Source organism: Achromobacter sp. K91 (assembly GCF_003576205.1).
Taxonomy (GTDB): domain Bacteria; phylum Pseudomonadota; class Gammaproteobacteria; order Burkholderiales; family Burkholderiaceae_B; genus Achromobacter; species Achromobacter aegrifaciens.
Genome location: NZ_QWFB01000027.1, coordinates 1 through 23,830 on the forward strand (window position 1 = coordinate 1; position 23,830 = coordinate 23,830).

The following is a 23,830-nucleotide window of genomic DNA, read 5'->3' on the forward strand; positions in this document are numbered from 1 at the left end:
GCCCGAACCATTGTCGGTTCCTGCCCCCCCGCCGGTCCCGCCACCCGTGTTCCCGCCTTGCCCCGGCTGCGGCGCGACCGCCTGGCCCGCCACCTTCAGATTGCGTCCGGCTTGCGCACGCAAGTCCTGATCCGAAGTCAGCAAGCCTCCCGACAAGGAGAGATCCTTGCCCGCCGCCATGCGCAAGGCGCCTTGCGTGCGCAGGCTGCCCTGTGCGCCGACAGCCACATCGCCGCCAGCATCGAGCGTCAAGGCGCCGCCCGCGCCGGCCGCGCCCTGCACGGAAACGTCGCGCGTAGCCGCAAGCGCGGCAGTCCCGCCGGCCTGTGCCGCGCCTTGGACAGACAGATCGCCGCCGCTGTCCACGCGCAGATTGCCCGCCGCCTGCGCGGTGCCGCGCGGCGCAATCCGGACGTCGCCCGCCGCCGTGACCTGCAGGTCGCCGGTCAGCGCCACCAGGTTGCCGCCGATGTTCACGCCCACGCCGGCCTCGGTGCCGATCAGGCGCACGCTATTGGCATACATGCCGCCCAGCGCCGCGGTATCCAGCGCCACCTCCGGCGCCGCGCCTTCGCCCGCCTGGGCGGACACGGCTCCCGTGGCATAGTCGACGCGCGCCGCGCCTGCGGTCACGTTGAGCTTGTCGGCCCACACGTCCGCGTTGATCTCCAGCGTGCGCGCCAGCAGGTCCACCTGGCTGAGGTTGGCGCCGTTCAAGCCGGCGCCTTCGACGCGGATCTTGCCCGAAGCAATATCGAAGCCGATGCTGCCGTCCGGTCCGACCTGGGGCTTGCCCGTGGTCAAGGTGGCGCGGTCCGCATTCAGAAAGCCGCAGCCGTTGCAGGTAATGCCCGCCGGGTTGGCGACGATCACGTTGGCGCGGTTGCCGGCCACCTCCATCGTGCCCAGCAGTTGCGACGGGTTGGGCGCGGTGACCTGGTTGAGAATGGTGCTGGCGCGCTGATTGCCCAGCATGGGGTTGCCGCCGACCTGCCCCGCCAGTTGGGTCTGGCTGGCGCCGCCGCTGTTGTTGAGCACCGCGCCGGACGGGCCGACGTTGAACTGCGTGTAGCGGTTGTTGGACACGCCGCCCGCCGACGGCGGCGCGATGTTGATGACCGGCACGCCGTTGCTGACGCCGACGGAGGGCTTCGCTCCCGCCACGCTCTTGTCCACCGAAATCGGCAAGGTCTGCGCCAATACTGGCGACCAGACCTGGGTGAAGACGACGGACCAGACTATCAGGGAGCGAAGCTTGGACATCATGCGTATCCGGTTGGACTAAGGATGGACTGCGGTTTGGCTGCGCAAGGCCGCCGGATCAGAACTCGAACATCAGCACCGCCGCGAACATGGTCGAAGCGGTTTTCAGGGACTCGGGCTTTTTCAGCGGCCAGCCGGCAGACAGGTCATAGCTGGCATTGACATAGGACATGGCGAGCCGTCCACGCAGCCCGGCCACGGCGCCGACCAGCGTGCGGCCGGATAGCGACGCCGCCGACGGACCGCCCACCCGGCCCACGTCCAGGCCCGTGTACAACTGGTGGCCGGGCACGCGCAGCAGCTTGTCCAGGCCCAGCGACAAGTCGTTGCGCAAGGTCCAGCCGTCCTCGGCGGCCAGCGTCATCTGCCCGTCGAAACCCCGCACCGCATAGCGGTTGCCGATGGTGAAGTAGTCGGACGGCACGATGGGCGTCTTGGCGTGCTGGATCTGCCAATTCAGCTGGTAGGCCAAGGGCTGCTCCGCCAGTTCGAACGGCAGATACAGGCCCGCATTGGCCGAAAGTATGGTGCTGCGGCCGTTCCAATCCGGATCGCCATAGACGTAGCCCGGCTGGTCGGACAGCCCGGTCAGCGTGCCGCGCACGCCCCCGCCGACGTCCAGCGCGGCGCGGCCCAGATAGTGGCGATGCCCCAGGTTGAACTCGTAGCCGGTGACGTCGCGCCGCTGCACCTCGATGTCCACGTCGTTGAGCGTGCTGGTGGTGCGCTTGCGCAGCAGCGTCAGCGATGCCGTGCCCTTGTAGGTGGCGCTGCGATACGGCACCACCGAGACGCCTGCCTGCACCTGCTTGGTCGTGCCGCCGTAGATGATGGGTTCATCGAAGCCGGCCACGGTCTGGCGGTAGGTGGATTTGCTGGCGCCGGCAAAGAAGGTCCAGTAGCCGAAGGGAATGCTGTAGTTCAGCGAGGCGGCGCGCGTGTTCGACTCGGCGTCACGCCAGCGCGCATTGCTGTTCCACGACACCGACAACTGGTCGTACAGGAACAGGGGCGAGTCCAGGGTCAGGCCGGCGTTGACCTGGTACTTGCCGATGGCGTCCATGCCGGCGTTGTCGCCGCCGATGTATCCATGCCAGCGCTTGCCGGTGCCGGGACGGATGAGGATGTCGGAATCGCCCAGCTCCGGCCCGGGCGCGACGTCGATGGACGCATCGGCCTGGCTGCCCAGCCTGCGAATGTTTTCCAGCGCCTGGTCCAGGTCGCGCTGGTTCACTTCGCCGCCCGGCCCCGTGGGCAAGGCCGTGCGCCACCAGCCGATGGCGCCCTCGCCCTTGACGGCGGATATGCGGCCCGGCAGGTAGCGCAGCGTCAGCGTGCCCGCGGCCAGGGATTGTTCCGGCACGACCACCCGCGCCGTGACGAGTCCGCGATCGATCAGCAGGCCGATCAGATGTTCCTGCAAGGCCCGCAACCCCAGGCCGCCCACGCAATGGCCAACGACGGCATCGGCTGCGCGCGCCAGCGATTCAGCGGGCTGCGCTCCGTCCCAGACGACTTCCTTCAGGGCGAAGCAAGGCGTTTCGACCGGCAGGACCAGGCCGCCGGCGGCGGGCGCGGCGGGCGACAGCACGTCCGGCCGTTCGGCCGCTCGGGCGCGCTGCGCTCCAAGTTCCTGTTCTTGGCGACGTTCGATTTCGGTGGCGCGCACCGCTGCTTCGGGCAGCGGCTGCGCACCGGATCCAGCCGGGAAAAAGCCAGCCGCCAACATGCCCGTGGCCATGCGCAGACGCCAATAGTGATTCATGCCGGTATGGCGCCTGCGGACGTGCGCGGCGCTCCTTGTTATCGCTTTATGAAACCAAATGTGTTTCGAGTTTGCCTTAAAACACAATTAATAACAATAAATATCTGAATGTATAAGCTCATAAATTAACGGAATTGGTGGAATTTAGAGCATAAAGAAGCGCAAATTCATGCGTGAATGCCATAGTTCCGTAGCCCGGAACTATCACGATCGCAGTAGAAGCGATTTGATGTGAAACAAATCGCAAGCAGTTCGAAGTTCGCGAGCCGGCAGCTTTTTTTTACGCGGACACGCGTCGCGGGCAAATAGGAGAAGTTCGAGATCTGGCGGCAAAACCTAGGACCGGCCGCTTGCACACGGGTTATCCCCGATACGGGCATATCAACAAATCGTCAATAATTCGCCAACGTTTTATCGCCGATCCGTCCCCTTCCCCTCCCAGCCCATGCCTGTATCCGTCCGGGACGCCATTGTTTCCTCCTCCCATCTGGCCTCTTCAGCCCCCGAGCTTTCCGAAGTCGAATTCGGCCTGATCATCGCCTCGCACGCGTTCAACCGCTGGATGGTGCGCTGCATGGCCTGTGCGGGACTGCCCGAGCTGACCTCGCTGGACATCCTGGTGCTCAACCACGTGTTCCACCGCGGCCGGGGCAAGAAGCTGGCGGACATCTGCTTCACGCTCAACGTCGAGGACACCCATCTGGTGAACTACTCGTTGAAGAAACTCGAGCGCCTGGGCGTGGTGCAAAGCGCCAAGACGGGCAAGGAAGTGATCTACACGGCGACCGACGCCGGCGCGGCCGCCATCCAGCGCTACGCCGAAGTGCGCGAGCAATGCCTCGTCAAACCCTTCATCGACTCCCCCGCGGCGGACGACGCCAGCCATCAACTGGCCAACACTCTGCGCGCCCTCTCGGGCCTGTACGACCAGGCCGCCCGCGCCGCCACCTCCCTGTGAGAATCCAAGTTGTCTAGCACCACCGCATCTACTTCCGCCCCGCTGCTGTCCGTGCGCGGCGTGTCGGTCGACTTCAATACCGAAAACGGCGTGTTCCGCGCCGTCGACAACCTGGATTTCGAGGTGCGCCCCGGCAGGACGCTGGCCATCGTCGGCGAATCGGGCTCAGGCAAGTCGGTCACGTCCATGGCCATCATGCGCCTGACGGACTACACCAACGGGCGCATCGCCACGGGACAGATCCTGTTCCGCGACAGCGCCGACCGCGAGATCGACCTGACCGCGGCTTCCGACGAAGACATGCGCGCCATCCGCGGCAACGACATCGCGATGATCTTCCAGGAGCCGATGACTTCGCTGAACCCGGTGTTCACCGTCGGCGACCAGATCGTCGAGGCCATCATGCTGCACCAGCAGCTGTCGCGCTCGGCCGCGCGCCAGGCGGCGCGCAAACTGCTGGAGAAGGTCCGCCTGCCGGACGCCGAACAAATGCTGGACCGCTACCCGCACCAGTTGTCGGGCGGCATGCGCCAGCGCGTGATGATCGCGATGGCGCTGTCGTGCCAGCCGCGCCTGCTGATCGCCGACGAGCCGACCACGGCCCTGGACGTCACCATCCAGGCGCAGATCCTGAACACCGTCCGCGAACTGCAGCGCGACCTGGGCACCGCGGTGATCTTCATCACCCATGACATGGGCGTGGTCGCGGAAATGGCCGACGACGTGGTGGTGATGCTGCGCGGCAAGAAGGTCGAGCAAGGCACCGTGGACGAGATCTTCAACGCGCCCAAGCATCCCTACACCCGCGCGTTGCTGGCGGCGGTGCCGCGCCTGGGCAGCCTGACGGGCCGCGACCTGCCGCTGCGCACGCCGCAGACCGTGCTGGAAGGCGACACGCTGCGCGAAGTGGGCGAGACGCGCGAGCAGGACACCGCGCGCTACGACGAGCCCGTGCTGCGCGTGGAAAAACTGACCACCCGCTTCGACGTGGGCCACAACTTCTTCGGCCGGGTCACGCACCGCGTGCACGCCGTCGAGGAAGTGAGCTTCGACGTCTATCCCGGCGAAACGCTGGCGCTGGTGGGCGAGTCCGGCAGCGGCAAGTCCACCATCGGCAAGACCCTGCAGCAGCTGGTGGCGCCGACCTCGGGCGCCGTGCGCTACAACGGCCAGGACATCTTTTCGATGGACAGCGCCGGCCGCCAACGCCTGCGCCAGGAGATCCAGTACATCTTCCAGGATCCCTACGCCTCGCTGGATCCGCGCAAGACGGTGGCGTTCAGCATCGCGGAACCGATCCGCACGCACGGCCTGTTGACCAGCGAAGACGCCATTGCCCGCCGCATCGGCGAACTGCTGGAGCAGGTCGGCCTGAAGCCCGAACACGCCAAGCGCTACCCGCATGAATTCTCGGGCGGGCAGCGCCAGCGCGTTTGCATTGCGCGCGCACTGGCCAGCAATCCCAAACTGATCATCGCGGACGAATCCGTGTCGGCGCTGGACGTGTCGATCCAGGCGCAGATCCTGAACCTGCTGATGGACCTGCAAAAGGACCGCGGCCTGTCCTATCTGTTCATCACGCACGACATGGCGGTGGTGGAGAAAGTCAGCCACCGCGTCGCGGTCCTGTACCTGGGCCAGATCGTCGAACTCGGCACCCGCCGCCAGATTTTCGAATCGCCGCAACACGCGTACACGAAGAAGCTGCTGGCCGCCGTGCCGGTGGCCGAGCCCGGCCGCCACATCGACACCTCGCTGATCGAAGGCGAGATTCCCAGCCCGGTGCGGCGCGTCGGCGACGAACCCGCCATCATTCCCCTGGTTGAATTCGCGCCCGGCCACCAGGTGGCCCGCGCGGCTTGAGCCGCATATCCTTTTTCACGTCGGCCCGTCCGGCTTCCCGTTCCTGGAGTTGAACATGCTCTCCCTACGCAAAACCTACACCGCCACCGCCCTGGCTCTGGCGCTGGGCGGCGCGCTGCCCGCAGTCTTCACGAGCGCTCACGCCGCCGGCACGCTCAATGTCGCCATCAACCAGGACCCGGGCAGCTGGGACCCGATCGACACCTTCGTGACCTTCTGGGGTTCGGTGGGCAGCAACCTGTATGACGGCCTGACCATGCGCGGCGCCGACCTGAAGCTGCAGCCGGGGCTGGCCACCAGCTGGGAATACCTGGACGACAACAAGCGCCTGCGCTTCAAGCTGCGCGAAGGCGTCAAGTTCCACAACGGCGAACCCTTCAACGCCGAAGCCGTGAAGTTCACCTTCGAGCGCCTCTTGGGCGCGGAAGGCGCCAAGGGTCCGCAGAAGTCCAACTACGACTCGATCGGCGAGATCAAGGTGGTGGACGAATACACCGTGGACTTCATCCTGAAGCAGCCCGATCCGGTCCTGCTGACCAAGCTGGCCGGCTATGGCGCCATGATCGTGCCGCCCAAGTACATCAAGGAAAAGGGCGAAGACAACTTCAACACCAACCCGGTCGGCACCGGCCCGTTCAAGTTCGAAAGCTACCAGCCCAAGGTCAACGTGACGCTGGCGCGCAATGACGACTACTGGGGCGGCAAGCCTAAGCTGGACAAGGTGGTCTACCGCTTCATCGGCGAGCCGGGCACGCAAGTCGCCGAGCTGCAGGCTGGCCGCATCGACGTCGCCACCCTGATCCCGCTGGGCCTGATCGAAACCGTGAAGAAGTCCGGCAACGCCGATGTCATCTCCACCGGCGGCCCGGTCGCTTTCGCGCTGCGCTACAACACCAAGAGCGGCATCACGCAGAACCGCGACGTGCGCCGCGCGCTGATCATGGCCGTGGACCGCGACGCCATCGTCAAGCAACTGCTGCTGGGCCAGGCCAAGACCATCGCCAGCTTCCAGGGTCCGCAGTCCTTCGGCTACAACCCCGAGCAGAAGCCCCTGCCCTTCAACCCCGCCGAAGCCAAGAAGCTGCTGGCCGCCGCTGGCGTGAAGCCTGGCGCCACCGTGCAGATCGACGTCCGCGGCAGCGATTCGAACTTCCGCGAAGTGGCCCAGGCCGTGTCGGGCTATCTGCAAGGCGTGGGCGTGCGCGCCACGATCAAGCCGTATGAAACCGGCGTGCTGCTCAACGACATCATCCCCGGCGGCAAGACCGGCGAAATGTGGCAGAACCAGTGGGGCGGCTGGACCTACGACTACGACAACACGGCCTACCTGATGTACCACACGGGCCAGAAGTGGAACCCGTACGACAACGACGCCAAGCTCAACGGCATGCTGGAAGCGCAGCGCACGGTCTATGACGTGAAGAAGCGCGAAGCCATGCTGCAGGAGATCGCCGGCTACGTGGCCGACCAGGCGCTGGAAATGCCGCTGTACAGCCTGAACACGATCGTCGGGGTGAACAAGCGCGTGAAGGATCTGGAGGTTCCGGGCGACATCCGCTTCCGGTTCCTGAACGCCTCTGTGGACTGACGCCCCCCCGAAGCGCTGCGCGCTTCCCCCCAGGGGGCATGCCTGCGGACCGGCAAAGCCGGCTCCGCGGCATCCCGCTGGGGGAGGACCGGTTGCTATTGGCGTGATGACGCTATGAACAACCGGCACTTTTTTGGAATGCTTTTGGCGCTGCCTTGAGGCATTAACCTTACCGACCCGTTCCGGCGCAAGCCGGGACGGTGATTTATGACCGGATTTCTCATCAAACGCGTGTTGCAGGCCGTCTTCGTGATCGTGGCCGTGACGCTGCTCGTCTCCTATGCCGTGCGCCTGACCGGCGACCCTGCGCTGATGCTCAGCCAGGGCTCGGGCAGCGTCACCGAGCAGGACCTGGCCAATATCCGCCAGGCGCTGGGGCTGAACCGTCCCTTCTACGAGCAGTACCTGTCCTATATGCAGGGGCTGCTGCATGGCGATTTCGGCCGCAGCTTCATGGGTGGCACGTCGGTCGCCAAGCTGATCGGCGATGCGTTGCCCGCCACGCTGATGCTGGCGTTCACCTCGCTGCTGGCGTCGATCCTGATCTCGCTGCCGCTGGGCATCCAGGCCGCGATCAAGCGCGGCAAGACCACGGACCAGGCGATTCGCATCCTGTCGCTGGTGGGGCTGTCCTTTCCCAACTTCTGGCTGGCGTTGATGCTGGTGCTGCTGCTGTCGATCACCTTCCCGCTGTTGCCGCCGTCCGGCTGGAGCGGGCCGGCCAGCCTGGTGCTGCCGTCGCTGACGATGGCCATCATCCTCAGCGCCACCAATATCCGCCTGGTGCGCACCACCATGCTGGAAACGCTGTCGGCGCAATACATCATGGTGGCGCGCAGCAAGGGCCTGAAGGAACGCGTGGTGCTGTACAAGCACGCGCTGCGCAACTGCGCGATTCCGCTCATCACCTACCTGGGCCTGCAGTTCGGCGGCCTGATCGGCGGCATCGTGGTCATTGAAATGGTCTTCAACTGGCCCGGCCTGGGCACGCTGGCGTTCGACGCCATCTCCGGCCGCGACTACCCGGTGCTGCAGGGCACGGTCACCGTGCTGGCCTCCGTCATCGTCCTGGTCAACCTGATCGTCGACATCGCCTACGGCATCGTCGACCCCCGCATCCGCACGCGCTGAGCCTTATGCAGACTACTACCCCCACCGCCGCCGCTCCCAAGGCGGCCAAGCCCCGCAGCCGCTACCGCTCGCTGGAATTCGTGCTGGGCGCGCTGCTGACTGGCACCATGATCGTGCTGGTGCTGACCTCCGGCTGGCTGTTTCCCGACGGCGGCGAAGCCATGGACCTGGCCGCCCGCCTGATGGCTCCCTTTACCTCTGCGGCCCACCCCTTCGGCACCGACCCGCTGGGCCGCGACGTGCTGGCCCGCGTCATCGTCGGCGGCAAGATCTCGCTGACGGTGGGCTTCGCCTCGGTCGTCGGCGGCGCGCTGCTGGGCATCGTCATGGGCCTGATCGCCGGCTACTACCGCGGCTTCTGGGACATGATCGTCATGCGCTTTGCCGACGTGCAGCTGGCGCTGCCGTTCATCCTGGTGGCCATCACCTTCATCGCCATCCTGGGCGGCGGGCTGTTCAACGTCATCTTCTTCATGATCGTGTCGCAGTGGGTGCAATACGCGCGCCTGGTGCGCGCCCAGGTCCTGGCCCTGCGCGAGCGTGAGTTCGTGCTGGCCGCCCGCGCCTTCGGCGTGCGCGACCTGGCCATGATCCGCCACCACATCGTGCCCAATCTGCTGGGTCCGCTGGTCATCCTGATGACGCTGAACGTCGCCAACAACATCCTGCTGGAAAGCAGCCTGACCTTCCTGGGCCTGGGCGTGGACCCCATGATCCCGAGCTGGGGCGGTATGCTTGCCGACGGCCGCACGTATATGCAGACGGCCTGGTGGGTCAGCGTCTTCCCGGGCCTGGCCATCATGCTGACGGTGCTGGGCCTGAACCTGCTGGGCGACTGGCTGCGCGACCGCCTGGATCCGACCGGCAAGGTCTGAAGCCGCCCCGGTCCGCCTGAAAGGAATATCGAGTATGTCTTTGCTGGAAAAAACATTCGACCGCACGCTGGACGCCTGGACCCACGCCTACATGGCGCCGGCCTGGCGCGGCGCGGTCGTGGAAGGCTGGCTGTTCGAAGGCGTGGAAGCGCGCCGCGCGGCCCAGGAACGCCTGGCGCAAGCCGGCGTCACGGCGCGCTTTCGCAGCGCGTACAAGCCGCTGCTGCACTACTTCCTGGAAGAGGTCGAGCGCGAAGGGCTGGCGTCCGTCGTGGTGCGCTATCCGCTGCACGAACATGCACAGGCCAAGCGCTTCACGCTGGAAGCCTATCCGCTCATCGCGCTGCTGCAAGGCGTGGACGTCGCCATGCAGCCCGGCGCCGATGACCTGCACTATGACGTCAGCCTGCGCTACGCCGATGGCCGCGAGCTCGATACCCGCGTCTATGCGCCCAACCAGGTCGGGTACGCCCAGGACGGCACGCCCGAACTGTCGCCCACCGGCTGGCTGCGCGTGCGCGACGCCGAAGGCGCGCTTCAGACCGATGCCGCCCAGGCCACCGAATACCAGCAGGCGTTCCGCGCCATCTTGGACACGGTGCGCAACCATGCCTGGGGCGCGCACGAGCCCTATTTCGAACGCCTGGAAATCCGCGTGGATCTGCCGGGCATCGACTTCGCCCTGCCGGTGGACGAGGAAATCGTCAGCACCTTCGAGGCGCTGCACGAAGACATCTATTTTTCGCTGCTGGAACATTTCCAGAAACACTCGGGCCGCCCGTCCGGCGACCGCGGCCTGCAACCCGGCCAGATCATTCCCGACATCCGCCGCCACGACGGCGCGGCGCGCGTGCAGATCTCGCTGGAGCATTTCGGCGCCCTGGCGCCCGTTGCGCCCGCGCCGCTGGCTGCACCGCTGGCCCAGGCCCGCGAACCGCTGTCGGCAGGCCAGATCGCCAGCTGTATGGCGGCGTTCGGCGGAGACTCCTTCCAGGCCGTATCGCGCCAGGGCCGTCCGGTGCTGGGCACCTACCTGCGCGGCCCCGGTCCCGCGGTCTTCATTTCGGGCGCGCAGCACGCCAACGAAACCTCTGGCGTCGTCGGCGCCCTGCGCGCGGCGCAAACGCTGGCCGAGCGCGGCGACGCGCACTTCGCCCTGATCGCCGCCGAAAATCCCGATGGCTACGCGCTGTTCAACCGCCTGCGCGCGCACCACCCGCGCCACATGCTGCACGCCTCGCGCTACAGCGCGCTGGGCGACGACATCGCCTACCGCGAGCGCGCCCCGTTCTTCGAACGCGAAGGCCGCCACCAGGCGCATGCGATCAGCGGCGCGCAGCTGCACATCAACCTGCACGGCTATCCCGCCCATGAATGGACCCGGCCGCTGTCCGGCTACCTGCCTCGCCATTTCGAGCTGTGGACCATCCCCAAGGGCTTCTTCCTGGTGCTACGCCATCACCCGGGCTGGGGCGACCGCGCCCGCCGCCTGATCGAGGGCGTTACCGCCAGGCTGGCCCGCACCGTTCCCGGCCTGGTCGAGTTCAATGCGCGACAACTTGAACTATTCCAGGCGCACGCGCTCGAAACCGGATTCGACGTGCTTAACGGCATCCCGGTGCAGATCAGCGAAAGCGACCGCGAAGACCTGCCCATGGCGTTGATTTCCGAGTTTCCGGATGAAACCGTCTACGGCGAGCGCTTCGTTTTCGCGCATACTGTGCAGATGGAAACCGTCCTGGCGGCGACCGAGCTCTACCGCGCAGGGCTCTAGCGGCAAAAAGACCGGCGTAGCCAAGGACCGCGCCGGCACCCGACCTGTAAAACCATTAGAAAAATGAATATCCGAGAACGCAACCACGGCGATGACCTGGCCCTGGTGGACATCTGGCTCCGTTCGGTACGCGCCACCCACACGTTCCTGACGGAAAAGGAAATCCAGGCCATGTACCCGCAGGTGCTCAATACCGACCTGCCTTCGGTGCGGGTCTGGGTCTGTGAGGACGATGCCGGCGAAGTCGCTGGCTTCATGGGCCTGAACGGCAACAAGGTCCAGATGCTGTTCGTGGATGCCAACAAGCGCGGCAAGGGAGCTGGCCGGCGCCTGCTGAACTTCGCGCGCTCGCTGCACGGCACCCTGGTGGTGGACGTCAACGAACAGAATCCCCAGGCCCACGGCTTCTACAAGCACTACGGGTTCGAGGACGTGGGCCGCTCGGAGCACGACGACGCGGGTCGCCCTCGTCCCATCATCCACATGAAGCTGGCGGGCTGACGCCTGCCCGCCCCGCCAGGCGCCTAGCCTTTGGATTGCTCCGGATGCCTGGCCCGCCAGGCTTTCAGCGCTTCCCGGTAATCGTCCATGGCTTCGTTGTAGGTGTCATAGACACAGGGGATGCAGCCGCTGTTGCAACACTCTTCGGGTTCGGGCGCGACGGGCGGAACGGGTTGCGGGTCGTCGTCGGGGATCTGCTTGGTGCTCATACCCGAATCTTAGCGCCGAAGCCCGGCGCCAGCCGCCGCGTCCGCCTCTGGCAGCGGCCATTCGGCGCGGCGGATTTCGTAGCGACGCTTGCCAGCGCCGCCCGCTCCCGCCCCGCCAACCTGGCGCATGCCGCATTTTTCCAGCACCCGGCAGGACGCGGCATTCTCTTCCAGCGCCACGGCCGACAGCGCCTCGACCGGCAAGCGCCCGAATCCCAACGACAGCAGCGCCTGGGCGATTTCGGTGGCATATCCCATGCCCCAGCTCGCGGGGAGGAAGGCATAGGCGACCTCGACCTCGTCGCAGCCCCGCGACTGGGTGCGCTTCAAGCCCGCGCGGCCCGCCAGCGCGCCGCTGGCGCGGTCGGCCAGCACATACATGCCGTAGCCCAGCTCGGCCCAATGCTCGACGTTCTGCAACAGATAGCGGCGGCTGGCCGAGTCCGTCCGGGTGCCTCCCATGGTGGCCATGAGGCGCTCGTCCGCATGCATCGCGGCAATGAAGGAAAAATCAGTTTCGTCCATGCGCCGGGCTTGCAGCCGGGCGGTCTGGAAAGTGTCGGGGAGCAGTGCGGCGGACATGGCGGGCGGAAGGAATGGCGTGACGGAAATGATACCGGCGGACGGCCCGCCGGCCCATCGTCCAACGGACGAATCCCCCGGGCCGAGGCCGGCCCCGGGGCGTGGCTTTCAGCTGCGGTGCACGTCCGCGAACGCGATGCTCTCGTACTGGTCCGCCAGGGCCGCGGCGTTTTCACCGTAGCCCTGCGTGCCGGAAGCCTCTGTCATTGCTGGGCTGCAGGCCGAGCCTGGATCGCCGCGGGCGGCCAGGTGGCCTTGATGGCGTCGTAGATGCGCTTGCCCACGCGGCCGTCTTCCGGCAGCTTGCGCTTGACCTGTTCTTCGCGCACGGCATCGCGGGTCTTGCTGCCCGGGATGCCGTCGGCCACGCCTACGTCATAGCCCAGGCCGTAGAGCATCTCCTGGAGCTCCTTGATCTGCGCGCGCGACAGGCCGGGGTCGTCCGTGGGCCAGGCCGCGACGAGATCCGGACCGCCTTGCAGGCGATTGAGCAGCATCGACACCGCCAAGCCATAGCGGCGCGACTGGTTGTAATGCAGGATGGCGTCGAAATTCACGGTCGCCAGGAACACCGGGCCAGCGGAACCCGTGGGCGCGAACAGATAGGCCTGCTCCTCGTTGCCCGACGCCAACTTCAAGGCCGAGCCGTTGCCCTGCTTCACGCCGGCCTGGGCCCACTGGGCTATCGTGCGGCGGTCCTGCGAGCCCACGTATTCGGCTTCGGGCGAGGCCGGAATGGCAGAGGCCAGCTCGGCCGGCACACGCACTTCGATCACGGCGGGCAGGCTGTGCGTCCACTTGGCGCGGCGCTTGCGCAGGTGATTGGCGGTCGACGCCAACGCGTCGGGCAGCGAGTTGTAGAGATCGATCTTGCCGTTGCCGTCGCCATCGGCGGCCAGTTCATAGAACGAGGTCGGGATGAACTGCGTCATGCCGAAGGCGCCGCTCCAGGAACCGACGAAGCTGTCCGCCGGCACCACGCCGTCGCGCAGCAGGCGCACCGAGGCGTAGGCGTTCTTTTCCCACAGCGACTTGTTCTCGGTGCAGGCGCGCGTCAGCCAGGCGTCCAGCACATTGGTCCTGCCGACCTGGCGGCCGTAGTTGGTCTCGATGCCGAAGATCGCGACCAGCGTGGCCGGATCCACCTGGTATTGCTGGCTGATGGCCGACAGTTGCGGACCATACTTGGCGAGCACCCCCAGGCCGTCGCGCACGCGCTCTTCGTCCACGGTCTTGGCGATGTAGTCCCACCAGGCCTCGCGCCCCTCGGGCTGGCCCTTGGCCGATGCGACCGTGGTGGGCAGCAGCTTGGCGTTGGCGGTGTATTTGTCCCAATCGGCCACGGTCAGGCCGTTGGCCGTGGCGCCCTTGCGCAGCTTGGCGATGCAGGCCTTGGTGTCGAGTTCGGTCGGGATGATGACCGTGGGCGCGGGGGTGGCGGTGGCGGCGGGCGCCGCGGTGGCAGCCGGCGCAGCCGTTGCGGCAGGCGCAGCGGTCGCCGCCGGGACGGCAGCGGCCGGAGCCGCCGCGGGCGCAGGCAAGGTCGCGGGCGCGGGCAAGCTTGCCGGCGCGGGCGCAGCCGACCTGGGAGGCAACACCTGGCCGGCCCGGTCATCGGCCGGAGCCGCCGGCGCGGTGGCGGCTGGCGCGGGAGCGTCGTCGAAGCTGCGTTTGGGCGTCAGGGCCGGCAGGGTCTGCACCGGCACCGACGGCTGGGCGCGCGATCCAGTGGCTGAAGCAGGCCCCTGCGCCTGAGCGGCGCCGGCTGCGGCGGCGGCAAAAGCCGCGGCCAGCAGCACACGGGAGAAGGTGTCGATTCGAAGGCGTACGGAACGCTGACGCATGGCAATCCTGAAAAATCGAAGTCAGCCGGGATCGTACCGCGACCGACCGTCAAAATCGAACGGCCTCCTGGGCAGGCCCGCCCGCATTGCCGCCCAAACGCCTTGCAGGCTGGAAGCGACTTCGCGGCGCCCTAGACGACTCTCAGCCGAGGCTGCCCGGAGCCATCCGAAGCGCAGCCCCACCGGGGCGAGCATCGGAATGGCGCAGGGTGGCCTCGGCGGCTAAAGGACTCTGACATCCGCAAGCTCGAATCCCTGCCACCCGCACTTCGGTTTTGGGAAGCACGGTTCTTGAGCCGCCGGCGTCCGGACTGCGGGATTCCGATGCTCGCCCCGGTGGGGCTGCGCTTCGGATCCCTCCGCCCGGTCACCGGCTCACGGCATCTACCCATGAAGGGGATCCGAAAACCGTGCATTAGGCAGCCTGCCGCGCTTGCGCCGCCGCGCTCGCGGGCGGCGCGCGCAGCACGCGCCGGCACAGCAGCATGGCGATCAGGCTGAACAGGGCAAAGCCCACGGTCTGCCCCGCCAACACGCCTTCCGGGCCGCCGTAATGCGCGCCCAGCCAGACGAAGGGCAAGGTGCCCACGGTAGCGCGCAGCCAGCCGATGGCGGTGGAGTACGTGGCATAGCCCAGGTTGTTGAACACCGCGACGGCGACGAAGTACAGGCTGTTGAGCGCCCAGGCGAAACTGCCGTAGCGGCAGAAAAAAACGATCAGGTCGCGCCCAGGTCCGGTCACCTGGAACAGATCCGGCATCCAGGGCGCCAGCAAGGCCAGCAGGACCGCTACGCCGAAGCCATACGTCAAGGACCAGCGCGCGGTCACGCGCGCCGTCTCCTGTACGCGGTCCCATTGCCCTGCGCCCAGGTTCTGCCCCAGGATGGGTCCGATGGCGCCGGGCAGTACGAAGAACAGCGCGTAGGCCAGTTGCAGCACCCGGTCCACCACGGTGGCGCCCGCCATCACGCTGGAGCCGAAGCCGGCGTATGTGGACAGGGTGAAGATGACTGCCGCGGGCGTGGCCAGCGTGGTCAGCGCGGCAGGCAAGGCGATCCGCCCAATTGCGGCCAGGTGCGCGCGCAGCGCGGCGCCGGCGGGCCAAGTCACCAGGCGATGCTTGCCGAACACCAGCCAGGCGCCCAGCGCCACCGTGACCAGGCGGCCCATGCCGCCGGCCCAGGCCACGCCCTCCATGCCGCCGTCCAGCACGAAGATGACCAGCGGGTCCAGCGCCGCGACCGCCGCCGTCCCCGCCAGCAGCACCCACATGGACTGGCGGCCATGGCCGGCGGCGCGCAACAGGTTGGACAGCATCATGCCCACGCCCATCACGACCGCGAACGGGGTCGTGATGAGCACGTAGGACAGCAGATGCGCGCGCACGTCCTCCGCCAGGTCGATGGCTGCCGTGTAGGGGCCGATCACGGCCAGGAACAACGCGCCGGACACGAGCGCGGCGGCAACCATCAGCACCAGCGAGGCGCCCGCCAGCGCGCGGGCGCGCGGCGCATCGCCCGCCCCCAGCGCGCGCGACACCAGGGCAGTGCCGCCCACGCTCACGCCGATGCAGACCGAGATGATGGTGAACTGCGTCATCGATCCGAAGCCCACCGCGCCCAGCACCGCCTCGTCCTTGAGCGTGCCCAGGTACAGCAGCGACAGGAACTCCACCGCGAACACGGCCAGCATGCTGGCCCAGCCGGTCAGGACCATTTCCAGCACATGCGGGCCCATCGGCCCGGAGACGAAGCGGGCGCGCGGGTCGGATGCGGCGGTGGACAGGTTTTCAGAGGTCATGAGGATCGTGGATGGAGCGCGGTCAGACCGCGCGGTGAATTGCCAGGCCCGCGTTCAGCGGCCCGCGGGCGCGAACCAATACTGGTACACGCTGCCCTCATTCGAATACCAGGGCAACAGGCCGATGGTGTCGGATTCCCGGCCCACCGTCACCAGCAGGCCTCCCGCCTCGGGCCGCAGCAGCGCCACGTGGCGCCGCACACCCATGGACTCGTACTGGCGCCAGTCGTGCCGCACGCTGATCCACAGCCGGCCCTGCGTGCAACCGCCAAGGCGCCGGATGCCATCCGGCCTGGAAGGCTGGGCCGCGCCAGGCAGGGCGGCAGGATCCTGCTCGCCGTTCAACTGCGGCAGGCGGCCCAAGGCGCGCGCGCCCTGCCCGTCCAGCGCCAATATCTCCCATCCGTCCGCGGCGGCCGTGAAAGCCACAGTGGCCTCGGGTCCGGAACGCCATTCCGGCAACGGGTTGTCGGACATGCCCGGAAGGTCCAGGGGATACTGCAGGAACTTGCGCAGGTCCATCGATGCGCCGGCCTCGCGGTCGCCAGACACGAACTCGCCTTGCGCCCGATAGACGCCGGCCAGATCCGGGCATTCGGCCGGATCCGATGGCAGCGCCGCAAGCGTCCCGTCCCGAAACGGAGGCCAGGCAACCGACACCCCGTCGACCCGGGATGCGCCGCAGCCGCTCAAAGCCAGCGCAGCCAGCGCCGCCGCTGCAAGCCTGCTCACTCTCCACGCGCCGCACACCGCTGCCTTCATGCCTGCCCTCTGCTCTTGCCGGCCGCCGCGCTGGCCCAGGCCGCGCGTCCGACTATCGGTCTGGCGCGAACTATATCCGAATCCCGGCCGGCCGAATCCCGGCCGGCCGAATCCCGCACCGCGTTGCCAAGCGCGCGCCGGGAGAGAATAATCGGCTACTCCCTTCCGACCCGCGCCATGACACCGTTCCGAGGCAAGCTCCGCATCCGGCATCTGGAAATCGTGCTGACCGTCGCCGAATTGGGCAACCTGTCCAAGGCCGCCACGCAATTGCACAGCACACAGTCGGGGCTGTCGCGCGCCATCGCCGAGATCGAAGAGCTGGTCGGCGCGCGGCTGTTCGAACGCACCGCCCGCGGCACCACCTGCACGCCGCTGGGCGAAACCATGTGCCGCCATGCCCGCCTGCTGCTCACCGACTTCCGCAAGGCTGAGATCGATCTCGCCGCGGTCTCGCGCGGCGACGAGGGCAGCCTGACGGTAGGCTGTTTTTCGATGTTCGCGGGCTGGCCGGTGGCCGAGGCCGCGCGCGCCTACCGCCAGGCTTATCCGCGCATCACGCTCACCATCGAAATCGGCACGCATGAACGGCTGATCGAAGACCTGGACGCCGGCGCGCTGGACGTGCTGATCAGCCGCTTCTCGTCCACCGTCAATCCGCAGGTCTACCGCTCCACCACGCTGCTGGAAGATCCGGTAGTGCTGGCCTGCGCCACGCATCATCCGCTGGCCGGCCAGCCCGGCGCCACGCTGGCCGACTACGTGGCCTATCCCTGGATCACCGCCCTGCCCGGCAGCCGCATCCGCGGCGAACTGGAAATGTCGCTGCGCCAGGCGGGGCTGGCGATTCCGGATATGATCGGCGCCCTGTCGCTGGAATTCGGCCGCGAAATGCTGCTGGACGGCCTGTATCTGTGGATGCTGCCCGGCAGCGTGGCCGCTATCCGGCAGGCGCGCGGCGAGCTGGTGGTCCTGGCCGACCGGCCGGTCCTGCGCAAGTCGCCGCTGGCGGCCATCTGGCGCCGCGACCGCCCCAGCACGCGGCAGGCGCGCGCCTTCGCCGCCCAGCTCCAGCTCGCCATCCAGGCCGACGCCGTCGCATTGACGGCCTGAGCCTGCCGGCGCGTTGCGCGTTATTCTGGACAGGCAACACTTTTTGATCGGAGCACCCATGTACGACTGGCTCAACGCACTGCCCAAGGCGGAATTGCACCTGCACCTGGAAGGTTCGCTCGAACCCGAGCTGCTGTTCCGGCTGGCGCAGCGCAACGGCGTGGCGCTGCCGTGGCCGGACATCGAGTCCCTGCGCGCGGCCTACGACTACGGCAATCTCCAGGAATTCCTGGACCTCTATTACCGCGGCGCGGACGTGCTGCGCACCGAGCAGGATTTCTACGACCTGACCTGGGCCTATCTGCTCAAGTGCCGCGAGCAGAACGTCGTTCATACCGAACCCTTCTTCGACCCGCAGACCCATACCGATCGCGGCGTGCCGTTCGACGTAGTGCTGACCGGCATCAACCAGGCCCTCGAAGACGGCCGCAAGCAGCTGGGCGTAAGCAGCGGACTGATCCTGAGCTTTCTGCGTCATCTGCCCGAAGAGCAGGCCATGCGCACCCTGGAAGCCGCCCTGCCCCACCGCGACACGTTCATCGCCGTCGGCCTGGACAGCAGCGAAATGGGCTTTCCGCCGCGTCTGTTCCAGCGCGTGTTCGACCGCGCCCGCGCCGAGGGACTGCCGGGCGTTGCGCACGCCGGCGAGGAAGGCCCGCCGGAATACATCTGGGAAGCGCTGGACCTGCTGAAGGTGCTGCGCATCGACCACGGCGTGCGCGCCGCCGAAGACCCGAAATTGATTGCGCGCCTGATCGACGAGCAGATCCCGCTGACGGTCTGTCCGCTATCCAACACCCGGCTGCGCGTGTTCCAGCACATGCGCGACCACAACATCCTGTCGCTGCTGGACGCGGGCGTGAAGGTCACCGTCAACTCCGACGATCCCGCGTATTTCGGCGGCTACGTCAACGAGAACTTCCACGCGCTGTACGAGCATCTGGGCATGTCGCGGGCGCAGGCCCAGGCCCTGGCGGACAACAGCCTGGACGCGCGCATCCTCAAGTAGCCGGCGCTCCGGCCCCAGCCATGCGGATTGCGCATGGCAATGTTCAAAACCTGCATGCCTGGCGCGGCCCATTCCTCCCTACCATAGTCCGACCGCCGCGGCGCCTGCCGCGGCCGGGCTACAGACCAGAAACAAGGGGCAGGATATGAGTCAGTTCGTGGAAGCGTCGCTGCAGGCAGGCACGCTGACCGGCGTGCAGGAGAGCGGCGTGTGCCGCTACAGCGCCATTCCCTACGCGCAGGCGCCCGTTGGCCGCCTGCGCTTCGCACCGCCGCAGCCCGCAGCATGGCGCGGCAAGCTTTACGCCACCCGGCCGGGACCGGTCGCGCCGCAACAGCCCTCGCGCCTGCGCGGCGCCATGGGCGACTTCGACGCCGAACAATCCGAGGACTGCCTGCACCTGACCGTATGGACGCCCGCCGCCGACGGCAGGCGGCGGCCGGTGGTCGTGTGGCTGCATGGCGGCGCCTGGCAAAGCGGCGGCGGCGCGCTGGACTGGTATGACGGCGCGAACCTCGCGCAGCGCGGCGACATGGTGGTGGTCGCGGTCAACTACCGGCTGGCCGCGCTGGGCTGGCTGTACGTGCCTGGCCAGACGGCCAACGCAGGCCTGCTGGACCAGGAAGCCGCCATCGATTGGGTGCTGGACAACATCCAGGACCTGGGCGGCGATCCCGAGCAAGTCACCGTCATGGGCCAGTCGGCGGGCGCATCCTCGATCTGCGCCATGCTGGCGCGCCAGCCGCGCTTCTCCCGCGCCATCCTGCAAAGCGCGGCGCTGGGCCGGGGGTTTCGCAGCGCAAAGCAGGCCGATGCGCTGGGACAGGCCTTCCTCGCGGCCGCGGGCGCCGATTCCCTGGATGCCGCGCGCGCACTGCCCGTGGCGGCATTGCTGGCGGCGCAGCAGGCGCCCGCCGTCGCCGAAACGCTGCGCGCCGAAGGCAGCAGCCGTAGCCAGTTCGCGCCGGTGCTCGACGGCGCAATACTGCCGCACGATATCGCCCCCGCGCTCAAGCGGGCCTCGTCCCGCGCGGACGTGCTGGTCTGCTACACGCGCGACGAAATGGCCGCCTTTCCCGGCAATGGCCGCACAGCTGCCGACCAGGACCTGGGCGACGAGGTATTCGGCGCGCCCTCGCGCCAGTGGGCCGCCGACGCCGCGGCCCAAGGCCGCCAAGCCTGGCTGGCGCGCTTTGACGTGGCGCCCACGGCGGCCTTCGGCGCCTGCCATTGCATCGAGCTGCCCTTCGTCTTCGACACGTTGGCGGCATTCGCCGGCGCGCCCATGCTTGCCGGCCTGCCGGCGGAACAGGCGCGGCAGCTTGCTCACGCCACGCAGCAGGCGTGGATCGCGTTCATCCGCGGCGACGCGCCAGGCTGGCCGCCGGCCCCCCACATGCAGATCCTGGCCTGAACCGGGACGGCATGTGCGGGGCCGCGGGCGGACGCTGCCCGCGCATCAAACACACCAAAACAAGGGGAATTCCATGTTCAAGCAAACCGCGCTCGCGCTGGCGCTGCTGGCGCCGCTGGCGGCTGCCGCCGCCTATCCCGACAAACCCGTCAAGATCATCGTGTCCAACCCGCCCGGCGGTCCCGTGGACGTCATGCTGCGCGTGCTGGCCAGCAAACTGGGCGCTGCCTGGGGCCAGCCCGTGGTGGTGGAGAACAAGCCGGGCGCGTCCGGCATCATCAGCACCGGCGCGTTGGTCAAGTCCGCGCCCGACGGCTACACCTTGGGCATGGTCGTGGCCTCGTCCGTCACCATCGTGCCCTTCGCGGTGGACAGCCTGCCATTCGATACGCAGAAGGACCTCAAGCCGATCTCGCTGGTGGCGCGCACGCCCTTCATCTTCATCGTGCCCAAGGACAGTCCGCTCAAGACCTGGGAAGACTTCGTGCGCGAAAGCAAGACGCGCAACCTCAGCGTGGGCTCGTTCTCCATCGGCACGGCGTTCCACCTGGTCTGGGAACAGACGGCGCGGCGCGCCGGCATCAAGGCCTTGTACGTGCCCTCGTCTTCGTCGGGCAAGACGCAGAACGACCTGATCGGCGGCCAGCTCGACGTGGGCCTGGACGCGCCTTCGAGTTCCAAGGGCCTGATCGACAGCGGCCGCCTGCGCGCGCTGGCGATCACCAGCCCGGAGCGCTTCGGCGGCCTGCCCGACACGCCCACGCTGAAGGAATCCGGACTGAAGGACTACGCGCCGCAGCCCTGGATCGGACTGATGGCGCCCGCCGGCATTCCGGACGACCGCGTGGCGCTGATCCAGAAATCAGTGGCGGACATACTGAAGGAACCCGCGATGCGCGCGCAGATGGAAACCCTGGGCATGATTCCCATCGGCAGCACGCCAGAGGAACTGGCCGCGACCATCGAAGCCGACCGCGCCGACATGGGACCGCTGATCAAGGAGCTGGGCATCAAGCTGCAATAGCGGCGCATGCGGCGGCGCTGAGTTCGGTGCGACGCCCCTCAGCCCGCTCCCAGCGTGCGCAGGAACATCGCCGACAAGGGGCCGGACAGCGCTTGCGCGTCCCGCCGGCCCTGCGCGATGGAAGCGTCCACCGCGCCATGCATGCCGTGGTACAGGACAATGGCGGCCAGCGCCGCGTCGTCCAGCTTCCAGCAGCCGGCGCGCGCGCCGGCCTCGAGTATGGCTTCCAGCTGTTCCAGCACGGCGCTCTTTTCGGCCACGCCGCGGTCGGGATGCTGGGCGTCGTGGAACACCACATCATGCAGTTCGTAGCCGTCGAAGTAAGCCTCGACGCCGGCGCGAGTCCAGGCGCGCAGCCGCGCCACGCCGTCCTCCGGCGCACAGGCCTGCACTTCGCGGTCGATATGGTCCAGGAACCCTTGCGAGAACTTGGCCCGCAGCGCCGCCAGCATGTCGTTCTTGGACGTGAAGTAGTGATAGAAGGTGCCCTTGGCCACGCCGGCGCGTTCCACGATCTCGTTGATGGTCGTGGCCTCGACGCCCTTCTGGATGAAGAGCGCTTGCGCGGCCGCCATCAACTCGTCCAGCCGCACGGCGGCCGGCTTGGTGCGGGGCTTGGGAGCGGCGTCCGGGCCAGGCAGGGAAAGCGGGTCGTCGGGAGCAGCGGGCATATCGTCCAGGGGTCAGGTCAGCAGCAAGGCGCCAGTGTAGAGGAGGCACAGGGCCGCGATCAAAAGCTGAGAATCGTTCTTCTTTTCATTGACCGACGGTCGGTCGATGCATAGAATACGCCTTCCCCCACTCTGCGTCCCGCCATGCATCCCGCACGCCGCCGCGCCCTGGTCCTTGCCGTCAACCTGGGCAGCTTCATCACCATCCTGGACATCAGCATCGTCAACGTGGCGCTGCCCACCATGCAGGCGGCCCTGCGCATCGACATGGCGGGGCTGCAATGGGTAGTGGACGCCTACGCCCTGTTCCTGTCGGCCTTCATGCTGTCGGCGGGACCTCTGGGCGACCGCTATGGCCGCAAGCGTTCCTGGCTGGCGGGCGTGCTGCTGTTCACGGCGGGCTCCGCGCTTTGCGGGCTGGCGGACAACCTTACAGCGCTGCTGATCGGCCGCGCCGTGCAGGGCGTGGCCGGCGCCCTGCTGGTTCCAGGCGCGCTGTCGCTCCTGACCCAGGCCTTTCCCGATCCCAAGGAACGCGCCCAGGCCATCGGCATCTGGGCCTCGTGCAACGCAATTTCGCTCATCGTGGGGCCCATGCTGGGCGGCGTGCTGGTCGCCCACTTCAACTGGCAGAGCATCTTCCTCATCAACCTGCCGGTGGGCGCGCTGGCCATCGCGCTGGGCGCCTGGAGCATCACGGAAAGCGCCCATCCCGAACACGCAGCCTTCGATCCCGCGGGCCAGGCGCTTAGCGTGCTGTGGCTGGGCGCGCTGACCTATGGGCTGATCGCCGCCGGCGAACACGGCTGGGCTGCACCGCAAGCCACGGTCGCGCTCGCCATCGCCGCCGCCGGGCTGCTCGCCTTCCTGTGGGTCGAGCACCGCGCCGCGCGGCCCATCCTGCCGCTGGGGCTGTTCCGCGACGCAGGCTTCGCCATCACCAACTTCGCCTCCTTCGTGCTGGGCTTTTCCGCCTACAGCAGCCTGTTCTTCTTTTCGCTCTACCTGCAGCACGTGCAAGGACTGTCGCCACTGGCCACTGGCTGGCAGTTGGCGCCGCAGTTCGCCGCGGCCGGGCTGGTGTCGCTGGTGTTCGGCCGGCTCAACCTGCGCTTTGGCCTGCCGCGCCTGATGATCGCGGGCTTCGCCTTCATCGGCCTGGCCATGCTGGGCATGACGCGCTTCGAAGCGCACACGCCTTACCTCGTGTCCGGCTCCCTGCTGGTCCTGTTGGGCCTGGGCACCGGCCTGGCCGTGCCATCGACCAGCATGGCCGTGATGGCCACAGTGCCGCGCGAGCGTTCCGGCATGGCCTCGGCCACCATGAACGCGCTGCGCCAGACCGGCATGACGATAGGCATCGCGCTCCTGGGCGCGCTGATGAGCGGACGCGCCATCGAAGCGCTGACGGCCTCGCTCGCGCAACGGGGCGCGCCCGACGCGCGGGCGCTGGCGCGGGCCGCCATCACCTTGCATGAACTGCCGGCGCAACCCGCCAATGCGGCCGAACTGGCCGCCGCCGCGCTGGCCGGCGGCTTCCATGCCGCCATGCTTTTCGCGGGCGCCGCATCGTTGCTGGCGGCACTGTTGTTGCTGTTCCTCGCGCGCGGCGCAAAGAACGTCCTGCACGCCGCATGACTCGCGGATTCCGGCGCGCGGAATTCCATCGGCCGGAATCAAAAC

The 23,830-nt window shown here is 67.6% G+C and carries 20 protein-coding genes; 12 read left to right on the forward strand and 8 right to left on the reverse strand.

Annotated features, from left to right (window positions below; translation table 11 throughout):
- Both DXK93_RS09510 and DXK93_RS09515 read right to left on the reverse strand, forming a co-directional pair.
- Positions 1–1,266 (reverse strand): filamentous hemagglutinin N-terminal domain-containing protein (locus DXK93_RS09510; protein WP_233564527.1); only part of this gene is annotated, 1,266 nt, incomplete at its 3' end.
- A 55-nt stretch (positions 1,267–1,321) separates the two neighbouring features.
- Positions 1,322–3,028 carry a ShlB/FhaC/HecB family hemolysin secretion/activation protein gene (locus tag DXK93_RS09515; RefSeq protein WP_119449932.1) on the reverse strand — a complete coding sequence of 569 codons (1,707 nt, stop codon included), beginning with the start codon at positions 3,026–3,028 and terminating at the stop codon, positions 1,322–1,324.
- A gap of 445 nt (positions 3,029–3,473) precedes the next feature.
- Here DXK93_RS09515 and DXK93_RS09520 point away from each other — a divergent pair, with 445 nt between their 5' ends.
- From DXK93_RS09520 to DXK93_RS09550, 7 genes are all read left to right on the forward strand, one after another.
- Entirely contained in the window at positions 3,474–3,986 is a 513-nt protein-coding gene (locus DXK93_RS09520; RefSeq protein WP_035360603.1) for a winged helix DNA-binding protein, read from the forward strand.
- Between the two features lie 9 nt (positions 3,987–3,995).
- Positions 3,996–5,849, forward strand: coding sequence for a dipeptide ABC transporter ATP-binding protein (locus DXK93_RS09525; protein ID WP_119449933.1), 1,854 nt, complete (start codon positions 3,996–3,998; stop codon positions 5,847–5,849).
- 55 nt (positions 5,850–5,904) lie between these two features.
- The gene (locus DXK93_RS09530; protein ID WP_054452617.1) at positions 5,905–7,437 is read left to right on the forward strand and encodes an ABC transporter substrate-binding protein; all 1,533 of its coding nucleotides are present in this window, start codon (positions 5,905–5,907) and stop codon (positions 7,435–7,437) included.
- A 207-nt stretch (positions 7,438–7,644) separates the two neighbouring features.
- On the forward strand, positions 7,645–8,568 hold the full coding sequence (locus DXK93_RS09535) for an ABC transporter permease (protein ID WP_054452620.1): 924 nt from the start codon (positions 7,645–7,647) through the stop codon (positions 8,566–8,568).
- Between the two features lie 5 nt (positions 8,569–8,573).
- Positions 8,574–9,443, forward strand: coding sequence for an ABC transporter permease (locus DXK93_RS09540; RefSeq protein WP_118934718.1), 870 nt, complete (start codon positions 8,574–8,576; stop codon positions 9,441–9,443).
- Between the two features lie 34 nt (positions 9,444–9,477).
- The gene (locus DXK93_RS09545; protein ID WP_119449934.1) at positions 9,478–11,217 is read left to right on the forward strand and encodes a peptidase M14; all 1,740 of its coding nucleotides are present in this window, start codon (positions 9,478–9,480) and stop codon (positions 11,215–11,217) included.
- Between the two features lie 63 nt (positions 11,218–11,280).
- The gene (locus DXK93_RS09550) at positions 11,281–11,718 is read left to right on the forward strand and encodes an acetyltransferase (RefSeq protein WP_054452633.1); all 438 of its coding nucleotides are present in this window, start codon (positions 11,281–11,283) and stop codon (positions 11,716–11,718) included.
- A gap of 23 nt (positions 11,719–11,741) precedes the next feature.
- Here DXK93_RS09550 and DXK93_RS09555 read toward each other — a convergent pair whose 3' ends face one another.
- From DXK93_RS09555 to DXK93_RS09580, 5 genes are all read right to left on the reverse strand, one after another.
- Positions 11,742–11,927: an oxidoreductase-like domain-containing protein gene (locus DXK93_RS09555; RefSeq protein ID WP_054452636.1), complete on the reverse strand. Its 186-nt coding sequence runs from the start codon at positions 11,925–11,927 to the stop codon at positions 11,742–11,744.
- Positions 11,928–11,936: 9 nt separating this feature from the next.
- Entirely contained in the window at positions 11,937–12,509 is a 573-nt protein-coding gene (locus DXK93_RS09560) for a GNAT family N-acetyltransferase (RefSeq protein WP_119449935.1), read from the reverse strand.
- 203 nt (positions 12,510–12,712) lie between these two features.
- A complete protein-coding gene (locus DXK93_RS09570; RefSeq protein ID WP_119449936.1) occupies positions 12,713–14,353 on the reverse strand; it encodes a lytic murein transglycosylase in 1,641 nt (546 codons plus the stop codon).
- A gap of 415 nt (positions 14,354–14,768) precedes the next feature.
- Positions 14,769–16,154: an MATE family efflux transporter gene (locus DXK93_RS09575; protein WP_119449937.1), complete on the reverse strand. Its 1,386-nt coding sequence runs from the start codon at positions 16,152–16,154 to the stop codon at positions 14,769–14,771.
- A gap of 54 nt (positions 16,155–16,208) precedes the next feature.
- Positions 16,209–16,886 (reverse strand): hypothetical protein, encoded by a 678-nt coding sequence (locus DXK93_RS09580; RefSeq protein WP_082400867.1) that lies wholly within the window; start codon positions 16,884–16,886, stop codon positions 16,209–16,211.
- 207 nt (positions 16,887–17,093) lie between these two features.
- Between DXK93_RS09580 and DXK93_RS09585 the strand changes: the two genes are divergently transcribed.
- The 4 genes from DXK93_RS09585 (at position 17,094) to DXK93_RS09600 (ending at position 21,476) form a co-directional block, all read left to right on the forward strand.
- Positions 17,094–18,029, forward strand: coding sequence for a LysR family transcriptional regulator (locus tag DXK93_RS09585; protein ID WP_054452654.1), 936 nt, complete (start codon positions 17,094–17,096; stop codon positions 18,027–18,029).
- 58 nt (positions 18,030–18,087) lie between these two features.
- Entirely contained in the window at positions 18,088–19,038 is a 951-nt protein-coding gene (locus DXK93_RS09590; protein WP_119449938.1) for an adenosine deaminase, read from the forward strand.
- Positions 19,039–19,183: 145 nt separating this feature from the next.
- Positions 19,184–20,452 carry a carboxylesterase family protein gene (locus tag DXK93_RS09595; RefSeq protein ID WP_119449939.1) on the forward strand — a complete coding sequence of 423 codons (1,269 nt, stop codon included), beginning with the start codon at positions 19,184–19,186 and terminating at the stop codon, positions 20,450–20,452.
- Between the two features lie 73 nt (positions 20,453–20,525).
- Positions 20,526–21,476, forward strand: a complete 951-nt coding sequence (locus DXK93_RS09600) for a tripartite tricarboxylate transporter substrate binding protein (protein WP_119449940.1) — start codon at positions 20,526–20,528, stop codon at positions 21,474–21,476.
- 38 nt (positions 21,477–21,514) lie between these two features.
- On the opposite strand, the gene DXK93_RS09605 is transcribed toward DXK93_RS09600, so the two are convergent.
- The gene (locus tag DXK93_RS09605) at positions 21,515–22,147 is read right to left on the reverse strand and encodes a TetR/AcrR family transcriptional regulator (protein WP_119449941.1); all 633 of its coding nucleotides are present in this window, start codon (positions 22,145–22,147) and stop codon (positions 21,515–21,517) included.
- 144 nt (positions 22,148–22,291) lie between these two features.
- Between DXK93_RS09605 and DXK93_RS09610 the strand changes: the two genes are divergently transcribed.
- A complete protein-coding gene (locus tag DXK93_RS09610; RefSeq protein ID WP_119449942.1) occupies positions 22,292–23,785 on the forward strand; it encodes an MFS transporter in 1,494 nt (497 codons plus the stop codon).
- Positions 23,786–23,830 lie beyond the last annotated feature (45 nt).